Below are 19,388 nucleotides of genomic sequence, written 5' to 3'. Positions count from 1 at the left end.
TCTGGTGAATGCTGGATCGATCCAGTGAGCTAATGGCCCAGTCGTCGAGCTTTCCCTTCAGGGCGCAAGATTGCTTGGATCGAGTGATCTGGGCCGACGGCTGTACCACCACTCCTGCATTTCAGCGGTGAAGCGCATCGGGAAGAGCGTAAGCACTGTGTTCGTAGGTCTGGATCCAGGTTGAAGCAGTTCAACTGAATAGGACGGGCAACGACGCGACCCGAGATCAGCGACAAAGCGACGACCGACACGTCGCCAACTTGGTTCCTTACTGCGCCAAGCCAGGCGACAACAGGGCCAGGGAAGTTCTTCGCGGTCATACAGGCGGCAGCAGGGCCCGATCACCCGAAAGCTGTACTGGCCTCCAGAACTGGTGTGAACCGAACCATGGTCAAGCAGCCCTTCCACTTCAGGTCTCAGCGGTGCAGCGGGAACGGCGGTCATCGACAGGAAGAGAGCCACGTGACACCACACTGACAGCAAAAAGCCACCCCCGCGTGGAGGTGGCAATCGATCCTTCTTCCAGATTTTCGGATCAAGAGTCCGGAGTTCAGTAGAGCTCCTCTTCAGCGTGGGTCTTGATGGTGCAGTCGGAGGTGGGGTAGGCCACGCAGGTCAGCACAAATCCGGCTTCGATCTGATCATCATCCAGGAAGCTCTGGTCGGATTGGTCAACCGTTCCAGATGTGATTTTTCCGGCACAGGTGGAACAGGCACCCGCACGGCACGAATAAGGCAGGTCAATGCCTTGCTCTTCAGCAGCATCGAGGATGTACTGATCGTCAGGAACCTCAATGGTCTTGTTGAGGCCCTCGCTTTCGGAGACCAGGGTGACCTTGTAAGAAGCCATGGATGGAGTGAATTTGCAGAGGCTCGTAACAAACGAGCCTGCCGGACTGATCATTTCTACATCGCCCAGGCGTCAAGGCACACGCTTTAGCGACTATTTCGGCGTAAGCCCAATCAAAACAGAAACATTTATAAGGGCCACTTATCAAGGCTAGCGCCGAATCTCGAGCAAACCCCATCGACCTTGTGCAGCAAGCGGCTCGACCATCCAGCCCAGGCTCTCCAGCGCTTGTGTGAGCTTTGGTGCCTGTTCGACCAGCAGGCCACTAAGCAAACCCCGCCCGCCAGGACGAAGAACAGATTCAAAGTGGGGCGCAAGCGCTTCGATCACCGGAGCCAAGATGTTGCAGAGCAGGAGATCTGCAGGCTGATCATCAAGCAGCTTCGCCAGCACGTCCACCGACCCCTGGGTGACCCTGAGCGCATCAACGGAGAGGCCATTCAGAACAGCGTTATCGGTCGTTGCTCTTACAGCCAAGGAATCGGTGTCGACGGACAGCACCTGGCGAGCCCCAAGCCCGAGTGCCGCAAGCCCGAGCACTCCACTGCCGCAACCCAAATCCGCGACCCGCAAACCTGAGGGAGGCTCTTGCTCAAGTGCTTCAAGGCATAGACGGGTGGTGGGATGGCTGCCGGTTCCGAATGCACTGCCTGGATCCATTTTCAGGACAAGCCTGTGAGCGTGCTCTTCAGGCACATCAAGCCAGGCGGGCAGGATCAGCAGACTCTGCCCTACAGGGTCTGGCTGCCAGTGCTGTTTCCAGCTGAGGCTCCAGTCTTCATCGGCCAGTTCATCCCACACCGGCTGAGCCAGAGCGAGGCCGAAGGTGTCAGCCAGGGGCATGAGGCTGCTGAACAGCTCTGAGCGCTGATCCTCAGGCCATTCGTGGGCTGGCAACCAGGCCAGAAGGGTGCGCTGATCGGGTGTCTCAGGTGCATGCTGAACAGCGACCCGGTGCAGACCGAGAACATTCAGCTTCCAGAACAGCGATTCCTCCAGCTCAGGCTGAACCGGCAAAGACAAGCGCCACCACATCACAGCGTGACGGGATGGGCTTCCTGAATCCCGTTAATGCCGTTGATGGTGGCCAGAAGCGCAGGTGGAATCGGATCATCAATACTGAGAACCATCACGGCATCTCCGCGCACGATCCTGCGGCCCACCTGCATCGAGGCGATGTTGACGTTGTGCTCGCCCAGCAGAGAGCCGAGATGGCCGATGATTCCTGGCATATCCCGATGACGGGTAAAGAGCATGTGACGACTCGGCGGCACATTCACCGGAAATTCGTCGATGGTCGTGACCCGCAGTTCACCATCCGCGAACACCGCACCCGTCACACTGTGTCCACCCTGGCCACCGCGGGTGGTGAGCTGCAAGGATCCCCCGGCGAAATCGCGGCTGGCATCGTCCTTGACCTCCAGTACATGAATTCCTCGCCCTTTGGCTTCAAGAGAGGCATTGACATAGTTAATGCGTTCTCCGAGAGCGCTGGTGAGCAGTCCCTTGAGCGCTGCCACCACAAGGGGCTGAGAGGGGTGATTGGCGAACTCACCCTGAAGACGAACCTCCAGTTCCTGCACCTGGCCACCGCTCAGCTGACTCACTAGCAGACCAAGGGTCTCGGCGAGCTGCAGGTGGGGCTTGAGACGCTCCATGATTTCTGCGCTGAGACCGGGGATGTTGACGGCACTGCGAGCGGGGAGTCCAAGCAGGACATCGCGGATTTGCTCAGCCACATCGGTCGCCACATTTTCCTGGGCTTCTTCGGTGGAGGCTCCGAGGTGAGGAGTCAAAACAAGCCCGCGCTCGACTGCACGCAGTGGAGAGTCCTGGCCCAGAGGTTCAGATGCGAACACATCCAGACCAGCCCCGGCAATCACACCGTTGTCAATGGCTTCGGCGATGGCAGCTTCATCAACGATGCCCCCGCGAGCGCAGTTCACGATCCTGGCCGTAGATTTCATCGAGCGGAGAAGCTCGGCGTTCACGAGATTCTCGGTATCGGGCGTTCTGGGGATATGCAGCGTGATGTAGTCGGCCTGACGGAACAGATCCTCCAGGGTCGTAAGCCGGACCTGCATCTGCTGAGCCCGGTCAACCGAGATGAAGGGATCGAACGCGATCACCTCCATGCCCATCGCTTTGGCAACCTTGGCCACGTGTGAGCCGATTTTTCCCAGTCCCACAACCCCGAGCACTTTTTTATAGAGCTCATTACCCACGTATTTCTTGCGATCCCAGGAACCGGTACGCATCGATGCGTGCGCCTGAGGCACATGGCGGGACAGAGACAACAACAAGGCCAGCGCATGCTCTGCAGCAGCGATCGTGTTGCCCTCGGGCGAATTCACGACCAACACACCTCTCTGGGTGGCGGCAGGAACGTCAACGTTGTCGACCCCCACTCCAGCCCGACCGATGATGCGCAGACGATCCGCAGCCTCGATCACATCAGCGGTGACCTGAGTGCCAGAGCGGATCATCAGAGCGTCATAGTCACCGATGATCGACTTGAGCTCGTCCTGAGACAGGCCTGTCCGCTGGTCCACTTGGGCCACCTGCCCAAGAATGTCAATCCCAGCCTGATCAATGGGGTCTGAAACAAGAACTTTGGTCATCCAGCGGCGGAGAGAAAGCCATTTAGAAGTTTAGAGATCGGTCCGAACATCACTGTTGAGCAGGGAGATTGACCTCCTCCAAATTCAGGCTTCCCGCTGAATTATTGGCCTTCCATGGAGAATGGCAGCCCGCACCGAATCGCCCCATGCCCGTCTGCGTCCTGGTGCTCAAAGAACGCGCCTCTGCAGAAACTCTGGTCCAGGACCTGCAGGATTCAGGCACACCCCTCATGCGCGTTGTGCTGGTCGCTCCTGAACAATCTGGAGACGCTGAAGGTGGCCTCAAGGCAGAGCAGATCGAGAACGTCGATCTGCTCAATCCGAACATGGCCCGCAGCCGCCGCCAGCGATCCATGTCTCGCTGGCTGATGCCCTTCGGCTTCATAGCAGGGCTCACCTTCACCCAAATCACCACACTCGACACCTTTGCGCGCTTCGGTGATATCGGAGAAGCACTGATTGGCGGGCTGCTCGGACTCGGCTCAGGGTTAATGGGGAGCTACGCCGCAGCAGCAAGTGTCCCCTCCGACAACGAGGACGGAGTCCGTATTCTGCGCAATCGGCACAACGAGCAGTTTTGGTTGCTACTGCTGGAAACCCGAGCAGGTCTGGAAGTGCCCTGGCAACTGGTTCAGAAAGTACGTCCTCAGCAGGTGGTTCGCCTGAGTGAACTGTGAGTCTTCCCCGTGAGTCGTTGATCGAAGGGCTCGCTGAGCCCGAGGCAATGCACCGCCTGATCGAGCAGGCGGAAACGGTGCTGCGCACCTGGCAGCCGAGCTGGAGCAGTTTTTTGAGCGGACCTGAACTGGAAGACTCACGCCGTCTCGAGGCACTGACTGAACTGCGTTTGGTCCGAGACGGTGGGAGACCAGACACCGAACGCTGTCGTCTCCAGCTCAGTCGCAGCGATCAGGAACCGCAACCTGAGCCGGCTCCAATCTCGGGATTGAGGCTCGAGGGCAATTTCCTGTTCGACCGTGCTGAACCGCAAGACATGCGCCAGGCGCTGATTGACCTTGGCGTGAAACCTGATGGGCTTGGCGATCTCTGGCTTCGGGGTGATCGTGGAGCCCAGGCCGTCTGCACACCGGAGGCCGCGAACCATCTCAACGGCCTGACCGGACAAGTGCGTGACGTAACGCTGTCCGTGGAGGCAGTGAGCATCGACTGCTTGCAGTGGCCAGCCCAGAGACTGCCGAAGCGGTTCACCAGCGTGGAAGCATCCTGCCGACTCGATGCCATCGCCTCAGCGGGTTTCGGACTGTCCCGCTCCAAAGTGATTCGTCAGATCCGGGATGGAAGACTGCGGCTCAACTGGTATCCAGTCCGCCAGGCGAGTCGGGAACTGAAAATCGGCGACCGCCTCCAGCTTCAGGACCGGGGAAGCGTGGAAGTACTGAATCTCGAAATCACAAAACGAGATCGCTGGAGAGTGGAGATCCTGCGCCGGTGAGCTGCTAACTTCAGTCGCATCCGGTGGGCAAGCGCTCAACCGTCACCGCAGATCCTCTGAAGGGTGAAAATGCGGGCGATTAGCTCAGAGGTAGAGCACTACCTTGACACGGTAGGAGTCACTGGTTCGATTCCAGTATCGCCCACTTCCCTCGTGAGTAGAGAACGAAAAGCATGACCCTGAGTGTCGTGGTCGGACTCGGACGCTCTGGGATCGGGGCAGCCCGTCTGCTCAAGGCCCAGGGATCAGAGGTGGTGGTTCTCGAGAAGGCTGAGAACGATGCCTGCAGGCGAAAGTCAGCCGGGCTGAGACAGCAGGGCATTGATGTCCAGCTCGGACAACCCCTGGAGATATCCAGTTTCGAGCCCTGGCTCGATGAGCTCGATCAGGTGGTGATCAGTCCGGGAATTGCCTGGACGCATCCAACCCTTGAGGCATTACGAACGCGGGGAGTTCGGGTGAAGGGAGAGATGGCTCTGGCCTGGGAGACCCTGAGGCAACGTCCATGGATTGGCATCACTGGCACCAATGGGAAAACCACCGTGACCCATCTTCTCCACCACGTGCTCAGCCATGGCGGATTGAAGGCTCCGATGGCCGGCAATGTGGGATATTCCGCCGCAGAACTGGCCCTGGGATGTTTAGAGGGCTCCAGCCCTCCGCCCGACTGGGTCGTCATGGAGATGAGCAGCTACCAGATCGAAGCGGCTACCGAAGTGGCCCCGCGCATCGGGATCTGGACGACGCTGACACCTGATCACCTGGAGCGACATGGGTCACTAGACGCTTACAGAGCAATCAAGCGCGGACTGCTTGAACGGTCCCAGCTGGCGATTCTCAATGGCGATGACCCAGACATCAGCCGAACTCGCTGCAGCTGGGGAGAGACCAGGGTGAACTGGGTCAGCGCCAGCAGGGAGTGTTCAAACAGCTCGAGCGCTCGGTTGAGTGTGAGTGACGACGGCTGGGTCTGCGAAGGAGAGCGAAGACTGTTCTGCGCTGAGGCCCTCGCCATGCCCGGAGAGCACAATCAGCAGAACATGCTCCTGGTCACTGCAGCGGCTCTCGAAGCTGGATTAGCTCCGGAAACCATTGAATCAGCATTGCGCTGCTTCGATGGGGTCCCCCATCGACTCGAATCGCTAGGAACCGTTAAGGGCATTGCCGTTTTCAATGACAGCAAGGCAACCAACTACGACGCAGCTGCCGTGGGTTTGCAGTCCGTACCCAGTCCGGTGGTGCTGCTTGCAGGCGGTCAAACCAAACAGGGCGACGCTCAGCCCTGGCTGCAGCTGCTGAAAGAGCGCAGCAGCGCCGTTGTGCTGTTTGGTTCAGGGGCTAAAGAACTGCTTGGCTTGATCGAAGCGTCTGCCTTCCCCGGAGCCGTGTCCATCCACAGAGGCCTGGATGATGCTGTTCCCCATGCTCTTGAACTGGCCCGACACCACAAAGCTGCGAGCCTGCTGTTGTCACCGGCATGCGCCAGCTTCGATCAATACACCGATTTTGAAGCTCGTGGCAATCACTTCCGTGAGCTGATCCAAGCGAGCCAATCAAACTAGTCTGGAGAAAATTTCGTAGAACGCGTGGCCTACTGGCTGATGAAAAGTGAACCCGATGTTTACGGGATTCATCATCTTGAGCAGGAGCAGACAACGCTCTGGGACGGTATTCGCAATTATCAGGCGCGGAATTTCATGCGCACGATGGCCGTTGGCGATCAGGCCTTCTTTTATCACTCCAATTGCAAGCCTCCTGGGATCATTGGACTGATGGAAGTGATCGAAACAGGACTTGTGGATCCCACACAGTTCGATCCATCCTCGAAATATCACGACCCTGCGTCGAAAGCGGAATCACCACGCTGGCACTGCGTGCGTCTGGCCTATCGAGGCCGATTTCGGGACATCTTGAGTCTTGAGGACCTGCGTCAGTCCTACCAACCTGAGGAACTGGCCGTCGTTCGACGCGGTAATCGACTCTCCATTCTTCCTGTCGATGACCGAATCGCTCAGGATCTCCTCAATCGACTTGGCTCAATTCAGTGAATCGAGGGACCGTCGCCCGACAGAGCGAATACCTCTCACAACAATCATCCCCAGAGCCTGGATTGGTTTCAGTCAGGCTCCCTGGCGCTTTGTGGGCCTGACAGCTCTGATGCTGATCACCGTCACTGGCCTGAGTTTGATCTCAAAAGATCTTCAGCAAGGGGAGGGCTGGTGGCAGTCAGCCCTCAGCGATGTGCTCTTTGTTGCAACCATCCCCACAACTCTTCTGCCGATTGTGGCCTTGCTGCATCTGGCCGATCAGCTCCTTCCTTCAATCCAATCCACAGCACAGAACGAACCTGTGCAGGAGCGGCAACGACTTCGGTGGATCTTTAGACAGACCACATCCCTGGTGCTGCTGGAAGGGGTCATCCTGATCGGAGGCCTGAACATGATCAGGATCATCGGAGCACTGATTGCCAGGCAGAGCGGAGTGATCTCCACAGTGGTTCTGCTTGCGGGAGGACTGGTATTGATCCTCTGGACGTTGAGTCAGACCCTGGCCCTTCCACTTCTGGTCCATCACGGCCATCGCCCACTTGCGGCGATGGAGCACAGTCGAAGGCTGGTTCAGAACAATCGACTGAAGGTTCTCGCTCTGCTTGGCCTGCTCATCGGCGTGAACCTGATTGGCCTGATGGGAGCCTTCATCGGCCTGCTCCTCAGTATTCCGTTCAGCGCCTTGCTGCTGATGGCCAGTTGTCGAACTCAAACGCCCTGGGTCAAGGATTCTCGACGGAACATGTTGCCCACATAAAGGCGAGTGATTTCTCTCGACTCCACGCCGTGCTGAATCAGGAATCCAGCCAGAGCAGCCTGAATAAGACGGTACTGATCCCAGTTCGGGCAGCGCTCAATGAACGCAACCATGGCTTGCTGCAAGGGTTGGGGGAGCTCGGAATGAAAGCTCACTGCTGACTCACAAGAATCGGCGGTCGCCTGTCGAGCAGCAGAGGCTGAAGCAGAAGCCTTAGCAACCTCCAGCAGCGGATCTGAAACTGAAGCCTGCTCTAACGGATCGGCCAACTGCATGCAAACGCCTCGAATGCCAACTAGTTCTCCACAAATACTGACTTGCGTCAAGAAGCGGCCAAGGAGGCATTCCCACTGATTCTCCCAATGAGACTTCAGCCGCCGGAGCCCTTTACAGCGAGCGATCTGCTTCACCAGAGCCGAAAGAGTCACAGCTGTGATTCGTCAACCACAACAGTCCCCCGAAATCAGGTTTTCCACAGAAGTCCGCCATACAAGCCGAAACGCGGTGAAGCCTGTGGAAAACATTGTTTTGTCCGTGGGGAATGCTGGGGGAAAATCAATGAAGAGGCAATGATCAGCTGCTCTAATCATTACTGTTGTCCCACAACGTTCTCATCGCCTCCGCGATGGCCTGCGCAGCAGGGTCAGGCCAGCAGACTTCAAAGCCACGAGCCTGGTCACCATCACCGCTGCAGATGCCCCGAAGCGTCCAGCGTGATCGATCACCTTCGAGGCAGACCCACCAACTGCCACGCTCCAGCTCGATGCTGATGGATTCCTCCGCCATAAGCTGGGCACAGATGGATCGATGTTGATCTGTCAGATCAGCGAACAGTGAAGCCAGCTCGCAGGCTTCACTCTCCTTGAGTTCGAGGGCCCAGTGTTCTCCACCGATCAGGACGGAAAATACCGGGCGGGAAGGATCCCTGGATAATCTCCAGCCGGAGCCCTCCTCTTGAATCATCCAGGAAGAAGATCGGGCTGATCCTGTTCATCGCTCAGCTCAACGATGGCGCGCTGCACAGGCTTGACGCTGGATTCTTCAAGCAGACCATCGAAATCGTCAAAGCGACGCTGTTTGGCACGGAAAGCAATCCGAACCGTGGTCAGATAGCGATTGCTGGCCTGACGGATCAGGCTTTCACCGCGCTTGGCGAGATCCTGATGATCGACTCCGGCAGAGAGCATGCCAACAACTCATGAATAACTAATCCTAGGTGAAGAGATCACTGTGGAAAGGAACATGCATGGGGTAGCTGCGTTGCGGGCGGCCCGGGACCCTCAGAACAATCTGTCGACCCAGCCCCATCGCCACCAGCGGTCTGCGTAAATGACTGAGCAATGCACTCACTTCCTCGAGATGCTGCGCATCCACGCACTCAATACGGATGCTGCCCCAGCTGCGTGACATCCTGCAGTCTCGCAGCGGTTCCAGCTCTGCCTCGATCTGCGGATCCTCCCGATAAAAGGAAAAGACCAGCCTTCTTAAGCGATCCATCGTTGCTCCCCGTAGCCTCGACCTGACTCCAACCTGCCCATAGCGGTGGTTCAGCCCCTCGCTGCCGAACAAAACCTTCATCTTTCCGGCGCGTCTTACAACGTCGGCACCCTGGCGATCGACCTGGGAAGCACCACCACAGTGGTTGCTTTTCAGTCTGCTGAGCGATCAGAGGTGGATCTGCTCGATCTACCTCTGATCACCCGTGAGCAGGGAGCGATCCCATCGCTCATCTGGGCCGAGGACGCGGTCTCAGGGCCAGCGCTGGTTGGGCTTGAGGTGCTGGAAAACGGTTTACACGAACGCGATGCTCCTCAGCTGCATCGCGACTTCAAGCGTTGGATCGGCATGCCATCAGATCCACAGAGTGCCGAAAGACGACTCAGCCCGGAACAGGCCGGTGCTCGGCTTCTCACGGAAATCTGGAAGCGGATGCCCCCGGAACTCAGCATCGAGCGACTCGTGCTGACAGCCCCGGTGGATCAGGGCTCCGGCTATCGCGACTGGCTTCTCAAAGCCTGCGAACCGATGCAGGTCGCAGAGATCGCCTTGGTGGACGAACCAACAGCTGCTGCCCTCGGGGCTGGACTAGAAGCCGGCTCCAAGCTTCTCGTCGTCGATCTTGGCGGAGGAACTCTGGATCTATCCCTTGTCGCCCTCGAAGGGGGTGAAGGTCGTGCTGCTCCAGTGGCCCAGCTGCTTCGCTTCCGCGGCCAGGACCTCACCAACAGCCGTCAGGCGCTACGTCAGGCCAAGGTCCTCGGCAAAGCGGGCATCAACCTGGGTGGCAGGGATCTTGATCGCTGGATTCTCGACGAACTCTGTCCAGGCGGCCTGCCGGAGGAGGGTGATGGGCTGATGGCTCTGCTGAATGCGGCGGAACGTCTCAAATGTCGTCTCAGCGATCCCGATATCCCGAATCGGGAGCGCCTCTCGGAAATAGCCAATGGCCCGGAATTCGATGCGCCGAGCAACCTGTCGATGGATCGACACAAGTTCAGTCGCCTGCTGCAGGAGCGAGGGCTGTTTGATGCCCTTGAAGGACTGCTCAGCAAGACCTTGCGCGATGCCGAACTCAACGGCTGTCCGGCCGTGGATCTTGATGCTGTGGTGGTGGTTGGGGGAGGCGCCCATCTGCCCCAGCTGCGCGATTGGCTGACAGAGAAGCTTTCACCCACACCACTGCTGACACCCCCGCCGATGGAGGCGGTGGCCTGCGGTGCCCTGAGCCTCACTCCCGGAGTTCGCATGCAGGACCTGCTGCAACGGGGAATCTCACTGCGCTGCTGGAACCAGCGCAGCAACAGCCACCACTGGCATCCTCTGTTCTTACCGGGTCAGCCCTGGCCATCCAGCAAGCCGCTGGAGCTGATATTGAGCGCCAGCGGTCCCGACCAGCAGTCGCTCGAGCTGGTGCTTGGAGAGTCCAGGGGGGAGACAAGACATGAAGTCGTGATGGTCAATGGTCTGCCCCGGGTGCTGGAAAAAACCGATGGTTGGGATGACGTCACAAGGCGGCCCGACACCGCCTGTGAGCTCGCTCTGGACCCTCCCGGACAGCCTGGAGAAGATTGTCTAAAACTGCGTTTCCATCTCAATGATCAGGCGGAACTGATCCTGGAGGGAGAGGATCTGCGCACCGGCGAAAGCCTTGAGCCGAGACCACTTGGGACCGTGCGGTGATCGCGCCGTCCACAATGGCGTGTGTGTTGGCGGCAACATCCATAGAAAGGTGTCTGTCGTTCCCTGACCACCATTGGCGCTGCGTCGCCATCTCCCGAGTTTTTGGCTGATCGCCACACTGGGTGGTGTTGCATCCCTTTGCGGTTATGCGTACTGGTGGGAACAGCAGTTGCCTGGACGCCTGCGTGAAGCCGCTTCACAGGGAGATCTCGAAGCCTGCCTGCGCTACGGCGAACAGCTGGCGGCACTCCGATGGCTGGACCGGGAAGCCCCCAGCGAGCAGGCAGTCTGCCGTCGTCGTCAGGCTGAACTCGCCTGGGAGGGAGGCGACAGCACCCAGGCACTCAACCTGCAATCACAGCTTGTCAATTCGAATGTTGGCAGTGAAGAGCAGCGAAGAAGTGATCGTTCCAGATTGCTCCAGTGGCGCCAGGCACTGCGCGAGCGGGCACTTGATCAGTTCCGAGCGGGTGATCTCGAACAAGCCCTCATCACTCTCAGCCCCCTGGAACAAAAGGGACAGAGGCCGGGAACACAGCTCAGCGACAGCCTGCGAGAGACCTGGAACCGCAACAAGGTCGATCACGAACGGCTCAAGGACAAAGTTCAGCGACAGCAATGGTGGGAAGCCCTGAGTGTGCTCAATCAACTGGACCACCCCTGGTGGCAGACCCATGCCCTGCCTCTCCGCAGGCAAGTGGAGGAAGCCATTCAGAATCTGCGTGACCGGCAGGAGCACCACAGCCATGGGGCCTTACCTGCTCATACGGTCGATCCTGAACGTCTCAACACGGCTGTGGAAGAGCGACTGTCCAGCGGTATGGATCCATGGAGTGCCTTCGTCGCCGGTTGTGCTGATCTGGGCGGAGAACTGGTGGAGGAAGGGCCCGAGAGTCTCTGCAAGTCGAAGAGACCGTGAAGTCCGTGACAAGATGATTCTCAATGAGATCGTCCACTCATGCAGCCTGGCGACAAGGTCGTTGTGACCTCATCGGTGGTGGTCTACAACCACCCCCAACACCGTGGTGAAGCCTTCGATATGAAGTGCAGCGAGGGGGATGTGGTCAATGTCCTGACGGAATGGAAGGGGCGCCCGATAAGCCCCACCCTGCCGGTGCTCGTGGCCTTCGGTCGCTACAAGGCCCATTTCCGCGGTGAGGAGATTCAGTTCTCCGCCTGAAGACTCCTCAGAAAGACCCCTTCTTCCCCATCCACATCCATCAATCTGAGCTCAATGGTTTCGGTCCGCCGAGTGGGAACCGACCGACCGCAGAAATCAGGCTGAATCGGCAGTTCCCGATGGCCGCGGTCCACCATCACCAACAACATCACGCGGCGTGGCCTTCCCCAGGCCTGGATCGCTTCCAGAGCGGCACGCACCGTGCGGCCGGTAAAAATCACGTCATCGACCAGCAGCACATCACGTCCTTCGACACTCACCGGCAGCTCAGTCGCCTGCACAGGCCTCATGGCCACTCGCTCGAGATCATCGCGATGGAAAGTCGGATCGAGTGTGCCCTGGGCAATCGTCTGACCGCTCTGCTCCTGGAGGAAGCGCGCCAGCACAGCTGACAACTGAACACCCCTGGTGGGAATTCCCAGCAGCATCAACGTCTCGACCTCTCCCACGCATTCAAGAACCTGGGAGGCCAGCCGCGACAGTGTTCTGCCGACGTCCTCGGCCGAAAGGATCTCGATTCGCTCACTGTTCCCAGACGTCACCATGACCGATGCAGTGGGACAGGCGACTGTATGTCGGATATCACCTTCAAGATCCGCAAAAGCTGACCATCGTCAGCGCAAGAGTTCACCATGGGCGGGATCCGGGGGTAACTTATGAATCTAGAGAAGACCTTAAGAACGGATAGAGCTGAGTGAACGTTGCTGATCGCCATACGGGACGACCAAGCAGGGAGCGATCCATTGCTCCTGTTGTTCTGGCGATCCTGGACGGGTGGGGCGAGCGCAGCGACGCCGACCACAACGCCATCCGAGCCGCCAGCACTCCCGTCATCGATGCTCTGCGTCACGCCTACCCCCAGACCTTGATCCAGGCCAGCGGCTCCTATGTGGGATTGCCCGATGGACAGATGGGCAATTCCGAAGTCGGGCATCTCACCATCGGCGCGGGCAGAATCATTCGTCAGGAACTGGTGCGGATCGGCGACACGGTGCGCGAAAACCAGTTGAGAGCCGTCCCAAAACTCCGTGAACTGGCCGAACGTCTGCGTGCCAGCAACGGCACTCTTCACCTGCTGGGCCTCTGCTCAGACGGTGGTGTGCACAGCCACGTGGATCACCTGTGCGGACTGCTGCGCTGGGCAGCCGACGAAGGCCTGAAACACGTTTCAATCCATGCGATCACCGATGGACGGGACACCCCCACGCAGAGTGCTCCGATCTACTTGAAGCAGGTTGAGGACACCAGCCAGTCCTGTGGCGTAGGTGAAATCGCCAGCATCTGTGGTCGTTACTGGGCTATGGACCGCGACCGCCGCTGGGAGAGAACCTCACGTGCCTATGAACTGCTCACTTCCCCTGAGGTTCCGGTGAGTCAGCTGTCGGCGGCTGAAGTGCTACAAGCCAGCTACGACGGCGGCACCACCGATGAATTCATGGAACCGACACGTCTGCGTGCCACCCGTCTGAAGGATGGCGATGCCCTGCTGATGTTCAATTTCAGACCTGACAGGGCGCGCCAGATCATTCAGTGCCTGGCGAAAGAGGATTTCGCCGACTTCGAACGGCCCCAAAAGCCTCAGCTGGACGTCGTCACGTTCACGCAGTACGAAGCCGGTCTACCTGTGGAGGTTGCTTTTCCACCCGAGTCCCTGGATGACCTGCTGGGTCAGGTTGTGGCATCGAGTGGACTGCGCCAGTACCGAACGGCTGAGACTGAGAAATATCCCCATGTGACCTACTTCATGAACGGTGGTGTGGAGCAGCCGCTGGAAGGAGAAGACCGTCATCTGGTGCCCTCTCCCCGCGTTGCCACCTATGACCAGGCTCCGGCCATGAACGCCGAAACCCTCACCGTGAGCTGTATCGAAGCCATCGAGAAGGGGGTTTATTCCCTGGTGGTGATCAACTACGCCAATCCGGACATGGTGGGACATACCGGCGTGATGGAGGCCGCTACGGAGGCCATCGAGAAGGTCGACGAATGCGTTGGACGCCTGCTCGATGCCGTGGGTCGCATGGGTGGCACGATGATCATCACGGCCGATCACGGCAACGCCGAGCGGATGCAAGGCGACGATGGTCAGGCCTGGACGGCCCACACCACCAATCCGGTGCCATTGATCCTCGTGGAAGGGGAGCGCAGGAAGCTCCGTGGCATGGGTAACGCAATTCGCCTGCGCGACAACGGCGGGCTGGCAGACATCGCACCCACTCTTCTGCAGCTGCTCAATCTCGAGAAACCCGAGGCCATGACCGGAAGCACCCTGATCGAACCGATTGAGACACCCGTGCCCTCCACAGCGCGCCTGCCTCAACCGGTCTGATCGGCTCGGGCATAAAATCTGCCCATGGTTATCACTGTTCTCTCCTGGATCTGGATCGGCAGCGGCCTCTTGCTGATCCTGTTTGTCCTGCTGCACAGCCCCAAAGGCGATGGCATGGGTGGGCTCGCCGCTAGCGGAAGCACTTCCTTTACAAGTGCCAGCAGCGCGGAAGCAACCCTCAACCGAATCACCTGGACCACCCTGGCCATCTTTCTCACGCTGGCTGTGATCCTCAGTGCCGGCTGGCTGAACTGAATCAGCAGAGCCGACAACAACAGGCCCCACCCAATCGGGACCCAATGAAACCGGGGAAAACCAATTCTTTGCGGATAAGCCTCCTCACCGTGCTCATTCCCGTCGACTCCGCGGTTTTCAACCTCTTCCGACACGCGGAACGTCAGACCAGGGCCTCGCAACAGTCCTGCGATGAGCAGCGTCCCTAACGTCGCCGATCCATAAGCCACCAGCACGGCCTGAAACTGGCGCCGATCAATTCCAGCCTGTTTTCGCCCCCGAGAGCCGCAACATTCGCAGCAGCATGTTGCAGCGCGGAACTCAGCAGCTGAAATCCTGGAGCGACCAGGAGAGCGATCAAAAATCGCCTCAGTCGGGGCTGGCACGTATTGAGCGTAACCATCGATACCACTTCAGCACCTCTGAGCCAAAAACTGTTCATTAAGAACATTTGGCGAAGCTCGCGGCACTCCGAGATCGACGGTTCGACAGCAACGCCCTGAAGGCTAAGCGTCGCTTTCAGGAGACTCCAGACCGCGCAGTTTCTCCACGCCTGAGGTGGCCAACCGCTCAGAGCGATTGATCACCTTGATGATCAGAAACAGGGCCCAGCCCACGAGAAGAGAATTGAGTACAACATCGAGAATTCGGCCAATTGCAAGCTCCCCGTCGAAATAGGGAATCGCCAGGCTCTGCCAGCCACCACCACGCACGAGAGGGTTCAGCAGAGGCATGAGGAGATCTTTGCTGATCGCGTCAACGATCTGCTGAAACTGCGTGCCGACCACCACTGCAATGGCAAGATTCAGAGCATTGCCCTTCTGGAAGAAGAACTCCTTGAACTCGCGCAACCAACGACGAAAAAACATCACAGGACCTGGGAGATACTTCATTCAATCCTGAGCCGGGCACAAAAAAAACCCCGCAAAAGCGGGGCTTGATCGGCCGCCGAGGCGGCTCTGGTTGAGAAGCAGCGAATTAATAGTCGAAATCGCCACCGCCCATGCCGCCACCGGCTGGTGCGGCGTCTTTTTTCTCGGGCATGTCAGCAACGATGCATTCGGTGGTCAGCACCATGCCTGCGATTGACGCAGCGTTTTGCAGACCGGAACGCGTCACCTTGGCAGGGTCGACAATGCCGGCAGCCAGCATGTCGACATAGTCACCGTTGGCAGCGTTATAGCCATCGTTGAAGGCCTTGGCCTTCACGTTTTCAGCCACAACGGCCCCGTTGACACCTGCGTTCTCAGCGATGCGCATCAGTGGTGCAGTCAGAGCGGCAGCCACGATATTGGCTCCGATCAGCTCCTCACCCTCCAGGCTGGACGAGGCCCACTGCTCGAGCGTGGGTGCCAGGTGAGCAAGGGTGGTGCCACCGCCAGGCACGATGCCTTCTTCCACAGCAGCTTTGGTCGCGTTGATGGCATCCTCAAGGCGAAGCTTCTTGTCCTTCATCTCGGTTTCGGTGGCAGCACCCACCTTCACCACGGCAACACCACCGGCGAGCTTGGCCAGTCGCTCCTGAAGCTTCTCCTTGTCGTAGGTGGACTCGGTTTCATCCATCTGCTTGCGGATCTGCTCACAACGCGCTTTCACGGCCACATCATTGCCTTCGGCCACGATGGTGGTGGTGTCCTTGTTGATGGTCACGCGACGCGCAGTGCCGAGCATCTCGATCTTGGCGTTCTCAAGCTTCAGACCGGCGTCTTCGGTGATCAGCTGACCATTGGTCAGCACAGCCATGTCTTCCAGCATGGCCTTACGGCGGTCACCAAAACCAGGAGCTTTTACTGCAGCCACATTCAGGACACCGCGGAGACGGTTCACCACCAGGGTGGCAAGAGCTTCCTTCTCAATGTCCTCAGCGATGATCAGCAGAGGCTTGCCAGTGCGGGCAATCTGCTCGAGCACGGGCACGAGATCCTGCACGAGGCCGATCTTTTTGTCAGTGAGCAGGATGTAGGGCTCGTCCAGGACGGCTTCCATTCGCTCGGTGTCGGTGGCGAAGTAGGGAGAGATATATCCCTTGTCAAAGCGCATTCCCTCGGTGACCTCCAGTTCGGTGGTCATCGACTTGCCCTCTTCCAGGGAAATCACGCCTTCCTTGCCAACTTTGTCCATGGCATCGGCGATCATCCGGCCCACTTCCTCGTCGTTACCAGCGGAAATGGTGCCCACCTGGGCGATGGCATTGCTGTCGGCAATCGGCTTGGCGTTTTCTTTGATCTTGTCGACCAGAAAATCGGACGCTTTGTCGATGCCTTTTTTAAGGGTGATGGCATTGGCACCGGCGGCAACATTGCGCAGGCCAGCCTTGACCATTGCATGGGCCAGAACGGTCGCAGTGGTGGTGCCGTCACCGGCTGCGTCATTGGTCTTGGATGCAGCCTGACGAATCAGAGCAACGCCGGTGTTCTCAATATGGTCCTCGAGTTCGATCTCTTTGGCGATGGTGACACCGTCATTGATGATCTGGGGAGCACCGAACTTCTTTTCAAGAACAACGTTGCGACCCTTGGGGCCGAGGGTCACAGCAACGGACTCGGCCAGGATGTCAATGCCCTTCTCAAGAGCGCGGCGAGCGTTCTCGTTGTAAATGATGCGCTTGGCCATGGGGGCGGAAATGGATGGAAAGGAATAGTTGGTGACTACCGACCTGTCTCAAGCTCGTGGCAGTCAGGGGCCGGTCAGTTGACGATGGCGAGAATGTCCTTCTCGGACAGGAGCACGAACTCATCGCTTCCGAGCTTGATGTCGGTGCCTGCGTACTTGCTGTAGAGGACCTTGTCGCCAACGCCCACTTCAGGAGACTGGCGGGAACCGTCGTCGTTGCGCTTACCAGGGCCAACTTGAACGACTTCGCCCACCTGAGGCTTTTCCTTGGCGGTGTCGGGGAGCAGGATGCCGCCGGAGGTTTTCTCCTCGGATTCTGAAACCTTGACGAAAACGCGATCGCCGAGGGGCTTAACAGTGGAGACGCTGAGAGAAACAGCTGCCATGGGTTCTTGCAGGAGCAGGGACAGTGCGCCGAAGCGCCGATGCGACTCGAGCTGGCACTCAAGGTCGTCGAGTGCCAACATATGTCCGGGTTCTGCACTTCGGCCACGGGACAAGCGTGCGGGTGACCGAACCACTCCCCCCACTCTCGCGACGGTGGTATCGTTGCCCCGCTCAGGAAGGGATAGCCCTAGACGCTTCCCTCTCACACCCCCTTACTTATGGCCGCTGCTGCTCCCGCCTCCGCCGGTACCAAGGGCGTTGTCCGCCAGGTGATTGGCCCGGTTCTGGACGTGGAATTCCCCGCCGGCAAGCTGCCCAAAATTCTCAACGCTCTTCGCATCGAAGCCACCAACACTGCCGGGCAGAAGGTCGCTCTAACCGCTGAAGTTCAACAGCTGCTGGGTGATCACCGTGTTCGCGCCGTTGCCATGAGTGCCACCGACGGCCTCGTTCGTGGCATGGAGGCCCTCGATACCGGTGCACCGATTTCAGTGCCCGTTGGCGAAGGAACCCTTGGTCGCATTTTCAATGTTCTCGGAGAGCCTGTCGACGAACAGGGACCTGTTAAGTCCGACGCGACAGCGCCGATCCACCGTTCAGCACCCAAGCTGACTGAACTGGAAACGAAGCCGAAAGTCTTTGAGACCGGCATCAAGGTGATTGACCTCCTGGCTCCTTATCGCCAGGGCGGAAAAGTTGGACTGTTCGGTGGTGCCGGCGTTGGCAAGACCGTGCTGATTCAGGAACTGATCAACAACATCGCCAAAGAACACGGTGGTGTTTCCGTGTTCGGCGGAGTGGGTGAGCGCACCCGTGAGGGCAACGACCTTTACGAGGAATTCAAGGATTCGGGCGTGATCAACGCCGATGATCTCTCCAAGTCAAAGGTGGCGCTCTGCTACGGGCAGATGAACGAGCCCCCCGGTGCTCGCATGCGTGTGGGCCTCTCAGCTCTGACGATGGCTGAGCACTTCCGCGACGTGAACAAGCAGGACGTTCTGCTGTTCATCGACAACATCTTCCGTTTCGTGCAGGCAGGCTCAGAGGTGTCCGCCCTGCTTGGACGCATGCCTTCCGCTGTGGGTTATCAGCCCACCCTCGGTACCGACGTTGGCGAACTTCAGGAGCGGATCACCTCCACTCTGGAGGGCTCCATCACCTCCATCCAGGCTGTCTACGTCCCTGCTGACGACCTGACTGACCCGGCTCCTGCAACCACCTTTGCTCATCTGGATGCCACCACGGTGCTGAATCGTGGCCTGGCCTCCAAGGGCATTTATCCAGCTGTGGATCCTCTGGACTCCACCAGCACCATGCTCCAGCCCGCTGTTGTGGGTGACGAGCATTACCGCACAGCTCGCAGCGTTCAGTCCACGCTTCAGCGCTACAAGGAACTGCAGGACATCATCGCGATTCTCGGTCTCGACGAACTCTCCGAAGATGATCGCCGCACCGTTGACCGTGCCCGCAAGATCGAGAAGTTCCTCTCTCAGCCCTTCTTTGTGGCTGAGATCTTCACCGGTATGTCCGGCAAGTACGTGAAGCTCGAGGAAACCATCAGTGGTTTCAACCAGATTCTTGCTGGCGAACTGGATCACCTCCCCGAACAGGCTTTCTACCTCGTTGGCAACATCGACGAAGTCAAGGCCAAGGCCGCGAAGATGGCCGAAGAAGCCAAGTGATGCCAACAGAGGGCATCAATACATGCCCTCTGCTCTTTTCACTTCGCCACCACGCTT

Annotated in this window: 23 protein-coding genes and 1 tRNA gene; 12 read left to right on the top strand and 12 right to left on the bottom strand. The window is 58.6% G+C overall.

Annotated features, from left to right (window positions below):
- Positions 1-57: 57 nt before the first annotated feature.
- From SynBIOSE41_RS14275 to serA, 4 genes are all read right to left on the bottom strand, one after another.
- Positions 58-444, bottom strand: coding sequence for a hypothetical protein (locus SynBIOSE41_RS14275; protein ID WP_186538475.1), 387 nt, complete (start codon positions 442-444; stop codon positions 58-60).
- A gap of 106 nt (positions 445-550) precedes the next feature.
- Positions 551-850, bottom strand: a complete 300-nt coding sequence (locus tag SynBIOSE41_RS14270; protein ID WP_066911287.1) for a ferredoxin — start codon at positions 848-850, stop codon at positions 551-553.
- A 150-nt stretch (positions 851-1,000) separates the two neighbouring features.
- Complete coding sequence (gene prmA, locus SynBIOSE41_RS14265) at positions 1,001-1,885, bottom strand: 50S ribosomal protein L11 methyltransferase (RefSeq protein WP_186538473.1); 885 nt, start codon at positions 1,883-1,885, stop codon at positions 1,001-1,003.
- Positions 1,885-3,471 carry a phosphoglycerate dehydrogenase gene (serA, locus tag SynBIOSE41_RS14260; protein ID WP_186538471.1) on the bottom strand — a complete coding sequence of 529 codons (1,587 nt, stop codon included), beginning with the start codon at positions 3,469-3,471 and terminating at the stop codon, positions 1,885-1,887. Before serA ends, prmA begins: the two co-directional genes overlap by 1 nt.
- 146 nt (positions 3,472-3,617) lie before the next feature.
- On the opposite strand from serA, the gene SynBIOSE41_RS14255 reads away from it, so the two are divergent.
- From SynBIOSE41_RS14255 to SynBIOSE41_RS14230, 6 genes are all read left to right on the top strand, one after another.
- Entirely contained in the window at positions 3,618-4,148 is a 531-nt protein-coding gene (locus tag SynBIOSE41_RS14255) for a hypothetical protein (RefSeq protein WP_186541259.1), read from the top strand.
- Complete coding sequence (locus tag SynBIOSE41_RS14250; RefSeq protein WP_186538469.1) at positions 4,145-4,924, top strand: photosystem II S4 domain protein; 780 nt, start codon at positions 4,145-4,147, stop codon at positions 4,922-4,924. Before SynBIOSE41_RS14255 ends, SynBIOSE41_RS14250 begins: the two co-directional genes overlap by 4 nt.
- Before the next feature lie 73 nt (positions 4,925-4,997).
- Positions 4,998-5,069 (top strand) — tRNA-Val (locus SynBIOSE41_RS14245).
- 28 nt (positions 5,070-5,097) lie between these two features.
- Positions 5,098-6,486, top strand: a complete 1,389-nt coding sequence (gene murD / locus SynBIOSE41_RS14240; RefSeq protein WP_186538467.1) for a UDP-N-acetylmuramoyl-L-alanine--D-glutamate ligase — start codon at positions 5,098-5,100, stop codon at positions 6,484-6,486.
- Between the two features lie 24 nt (positions 6,487-6,510).
- A complete protein-coding gene (locus tag SynBIOSE41_RS14235; RefSeq protein WP_255475793.1) occupies positions 6,511-6,972 on the top strand; it encodes an EVE domain-containing protein in 462 nt (153 codons plus the stop codon).
- On the top strand, positions 6,923-7,729 hold the full coding sequence (locus SynBIOSE41_RS14230; protein ID WP_255475792.1) for a hypothetical protein: 807 nt from the start codon (positions 6,923-6,925) through the stop codon (positions 7,727-7,729). Before SynBIOSE41_RS14235 ends, SynBIOSE41_RS14230 begins: the two co-directional genes overlap by 50 nt.
- On the opposite strand, the gene SynBIOSE41_RS18170 is transcribed toward SynBIOSE41_RS14230, so the two are convergent.
- The 4 genes from SynBIOSE41_RS18170 to SynBIOSE41_RS14210 form a co-directional block, all read right to left on the bottom strand.
- The gene (locus SynBIOSE41_RS18170; RefSeq protein WP_255476061.1) at positions 7,681-7,884 is read right to left on the bottom strand and encodes a DUF2811 domain-containing protein; all 204 of its coding nucleotides are present in this window, start codon (positions 7,882-7,884) and stop codon (positions 7,681-7,683) included. The two genes, SynBIOSE41_RS14230 and SynBIOSE41_RS18170, sit on opposite strands and share 49 nt — an antisense overlap.
- A gap of 427 nt (positions 7,885-8,311) precedes the next feature.
- Positions 8,312-8,692, bottom strand: coding sequence for a DUF1818 family protein (locus SynBIOSE41_RS14220; RefSeq protein WP_186538461.1), 381 nt, complete (start codon positions 8,690-8,692; stop codon positions 8,312-8,314).
- The gene (locus SynBIOSE41_RS14215) at positions 8,689-8,916 is read right to left on the bottom strand and encodes a DNA-directed RNA polymerase subunit omega (protein ID WP_066911176.1); all 228 of its coding nucleotides are present in this window, start codon (positions 8,914-8,916) and stop codon (positions 8,689-8,691) included. Before SynBIOSE41_RS14215 ends, SynBIOSE41_RS14220 begins: the two co-directional genes overlap by 4 nt.
- A 25-nt stretch (positions 8,917-8,941) precedes the next feature.
- On the bottom strand, positions 8,942-9,226 hold the full coding sequence (locus SynBIOSE41_RS14210; RefSeq protein WP_066911173.1) for a hypothetical protein: 285 nt from the start codon (positions 9,224-9,226) through the stop codon (positions 8,942-8,944).
- A 39-nt stretch (positions 9,227-9,265) separates the two neighbouring features.
- Here SynBIOSE41_RS14210 and SynBIOSE41_RS14205 point away from each other — a divergent pair, with 39 nt between their 5' ends.
- From SynBIOSE41_RS14205 to SynBIOSE41_RS14195, 3 genes are all read left to right on the top strand, one after another.
- Complete coding sequence (locus tag SynBIOSE41_RS14205) at positions 9,266-10,909, top strand: Hsp70 family protein (RefSeq protein ID WP_186541255.1); 1,644 nt, start codon at positions 9,266-9,268, stop codon at positions 10,907-10,909.
- Positions 10,910-10,982: 73 nt separating this feature from the next.
- Positions 10,983-11,828 (top strand): hypothetical protein, encoded by an 846-nt coding sequence (locus SynBIOSE41_RS14200; protein ID WP_186538459.1) that lies wholly within the window; start codon positions 10,983-10,985, stop codon positions 11,826-11,828.
- A 39-nt stretch (positions 11,829-11,867) separates the two neighbouring features.
- Positions 11,868-12,089: a ferredoxin-thioredoxin reductase variable chain gene (locus SynBIOSE41_RS14195; RefSeq protein ID WP_186538458.1), complete on the top strand. Its 222-nt coding sequence runs from the start codon at positions 11,868-11,870 to the stop codon at positions 12,087-12,089.
- Here the strand turns inward: SynBIOSE41_RS14195 and pyrR are convergent.
- Positions 12,074-12,634 (bottom strand): bifunctional pyr operon transcriptional regulator/uracil phosphoribosyltransferase PyrR, encoded by a 561-nt coding sequence (gene pyrR, locus SynBIOSE41_RS14190; protein WP_186538456.1) that lies wholly within the window; start codon positions 12,632-12,634, stop codon positions 12,074-12,076. The genes SynBIOSE41_RS14195 and pyrR overlap by 16 nt on opposite strands.
- 149 nt (positions 12,635-12,783) lie before the next feature.
- Between pyrR and gpmI the strand changes: the two genes are divergently transcribed.
- Positions 12,784-14,415 (top strand): 2,3-bisphosphoglycerate-independent phosphoglycerate mutase, encoded by a 1,632-nt coding sequence (gene gpmI / locus SynBIOSE41_RS14185; protein WP_186538454.1) that lies wholly within the window; start codon positions 12,784-12,786, stop codon positions 14,413-14,415.
- Between the two features lie 24 nt (positions 14,416-14,439).
- Positions 14,440-14,670 carry a preprotein translocase subunit SecG gene (gene secG / locus SynBIOSE41_RS14180; RefSeq protein ID WP_186538453.1) on the top strand — a complete coding sequence of 77 codons (231 nt, stop codon included), beginning with the start codon at positions 14,440-14,442 and terminating at the stop codon, positions 14,668-14,670.
- A 485-nt stretch (positions 14,671-15,155) separates the two neighbouring features.
- Here secG and SynBIOSE41_RS14175 read toward each other — a convergent pair whose 3' ends face one another.
- The 3 genes from SynBIOSE41_RS14175 to groES form a co-directional block, all read right to left on the bottom strand.
- Entirely contained in the window at positions 15,156-15,518 is a 363-nt protein-coding gene (locus tag SynBIOSE41_RS14175; RefSeq protein ID WP_255475791.1) for an MscL family protein, read from the bottom strand.
- Between the two features lie 109 nt (positions 15,519-15,627).
- Entirely contained in the window at positions 15,628-17,262 is a 1,635-nt protein-coding gene (gene groL, locus SynBIOSE41_RS14170; protein WP_066911151.1) for a chaperonin GroEL, read from the bottom strand.
- A 74-nt stretch (positions 17,263-17,336) separates the two neighbouring features.
- Positions 17,337-17,648, bottom strand: a complete 312-nt coding sequence (groES, locus tag SynBIOSE41_RS14165; protein WP_066911278.1) for a co-chaperone GroES — start codon at positions 17,646-17,648, stop codon at positions 17,337-17,339.
- 219 nt (positions 17,649-17,867) lie between these two features.
- Between groES and atpD the strand changes: the two genes are divergently transcribed.
- Positions 17,868-19,331: a F0F1 ATP synthase subunit beta gene (atpD, locus tag SynBIOSE41_RS14160; protein ID WP_066911150.1), complete on the top strand. Its 1,464-nt coding sequence runs from the start codon at positions 17,868-17,870 to the stop codon at positions 19,329-19,331.
- Positions 19,332-19,388: the final 57 nt, after the last annotated feature.

The organism is Synechococcus sp. BIOS-E4-1 (assembly GCF_014279995.1).
Lineage (GTDB): Bacteria > Cyanobacteriota > Cyanobacteriia > PCC-6307 > Cyanobiaceae > Synechococcus_C.
Note: the sequence above shows the minus strand (reverse complement) of the source record. Positions and strands in the feature narration are given on the sequence as shown.

Bases quoted from the DNA above. Each gene is read 5' to 3' on its own strand.
- SynBIOSE41_RS14275 (WP_186538475.1), bottom strand. From the start codon at position 444: ATGACCGCCGTTCCCGCTGCACCGCTGAGACCTGAAGTGGAAGGGCTG.
- SynBIOSE41_RS14270 (WP_066911287.1), bottom strand. From the start codon at position 850: ATGGCTTCTTACAAGGTCACCCTGGTCTCCGAAAGCGAGGGCCTCAAC.
- prmA (WP_186538473.1), bottom strand. From the start codon at position 1,885: ATGTGGTGGCGCTTGTCTTTGCCGGTTCAGCCTGAGCTGGAGGAATCG.
- serA (WP_186538471.1), bottom strand. From the start codon at position 3,471: ATGACCAAAGTTCTTGTTTCAGACCCCATTGATCAGGCTGGGATTGAC.
- SynBIOSE41_RS14255 (WP_186541259.1), top strand. From the start codon at position 3,618: ATGCCCGTCTGCGTCCTGGTGCTCAAAGAACGCGCCTCTGCAGAAACT.
- murD (WP_186538467.1), top strand. From the start codon at position 5,098: ATGACCCTGAGTGTCGTGGTCGGACTCGGACGCTCTGGGATCGGGGCA.
- SynBIOSE41_RS14230 (WP_255475792.1), top strand. From the start codon at position 6,923: ATGACCGAATCGCTCAGGATCTCCTCAATCGACTTGGCTCAATTCAGT.
- SynBIOSE41_RS14220 (WP_186538461.1), bottom strand. From the start codon at position 8,692: ATGATTCAAGAGGAGGGCTCCGGCTGGAGATTATCCAGGGATCCTTCC.
- SynBIOSE41_RS14215 (WP_066911176.1), bottom strand. From the start codon at position 8,916: ATGCTCTCTGCCGGAGTCGATCATCAGGATCTCGCCAAGCGCGGTGAA.
- SynBIOSE41_RS14210 (WP_066911173.1), bottom strand. From the start codon at position 9,226: ATGGATCGCTTAAGAAGGCTGGTCTTTTCCTTTTATCGGGAGGATCCG.
- SynBIOSE41_RS14195 (WP_186538458.1), top strand. From the start codon at position 11,868: ATGCAGCCTGGCGACAAGGTCGTTGTGACCTCATCGGTGGTGGTCTAC.
- pyrR (WP_186538456.1), bottom strand. From the start codon at position 12,634: ATGGTGACGTCTGGGAACAGTGAGCGAATCGAGATCCTTTCGGCCGAG.
- secG (WP_186538453.1), top strand. From the start codon at position 14,440: ATGGTTATCACTGTTCTCTCCTGGATCTGGATCGGCAGCGGCCTCTTG.
- SynBIOSE41_RS14175 (WP_255475791.1), bottom strand. From the start codon at position 15,518: ATGTTTTTTCGTCGTTGGTTGCGCGAGTTCAAGGAGTTCTTCTTCCAG.
- groL (WP_066911151.1), bottom strand. From the start codon at position 17,262: ATGGCCAAGCGCATCATTTACAACGAGAACGCTCGCCGCGCTCTTGAG.
- groES (WP_066911278.1), bottom strand. From the start codon at position 17,648: ATGGCAGCTGTTTCTCTCAGCGTCTCCACTGTTAAGCCCCTCGGCGAT.
- atpD (WP_066911150.1), top strand. From the start codon at position 17,868: ATGGCCGCTGCTGCTCCCGCCTCCGCCGGTACCAAGGGCGTTGTCCGC.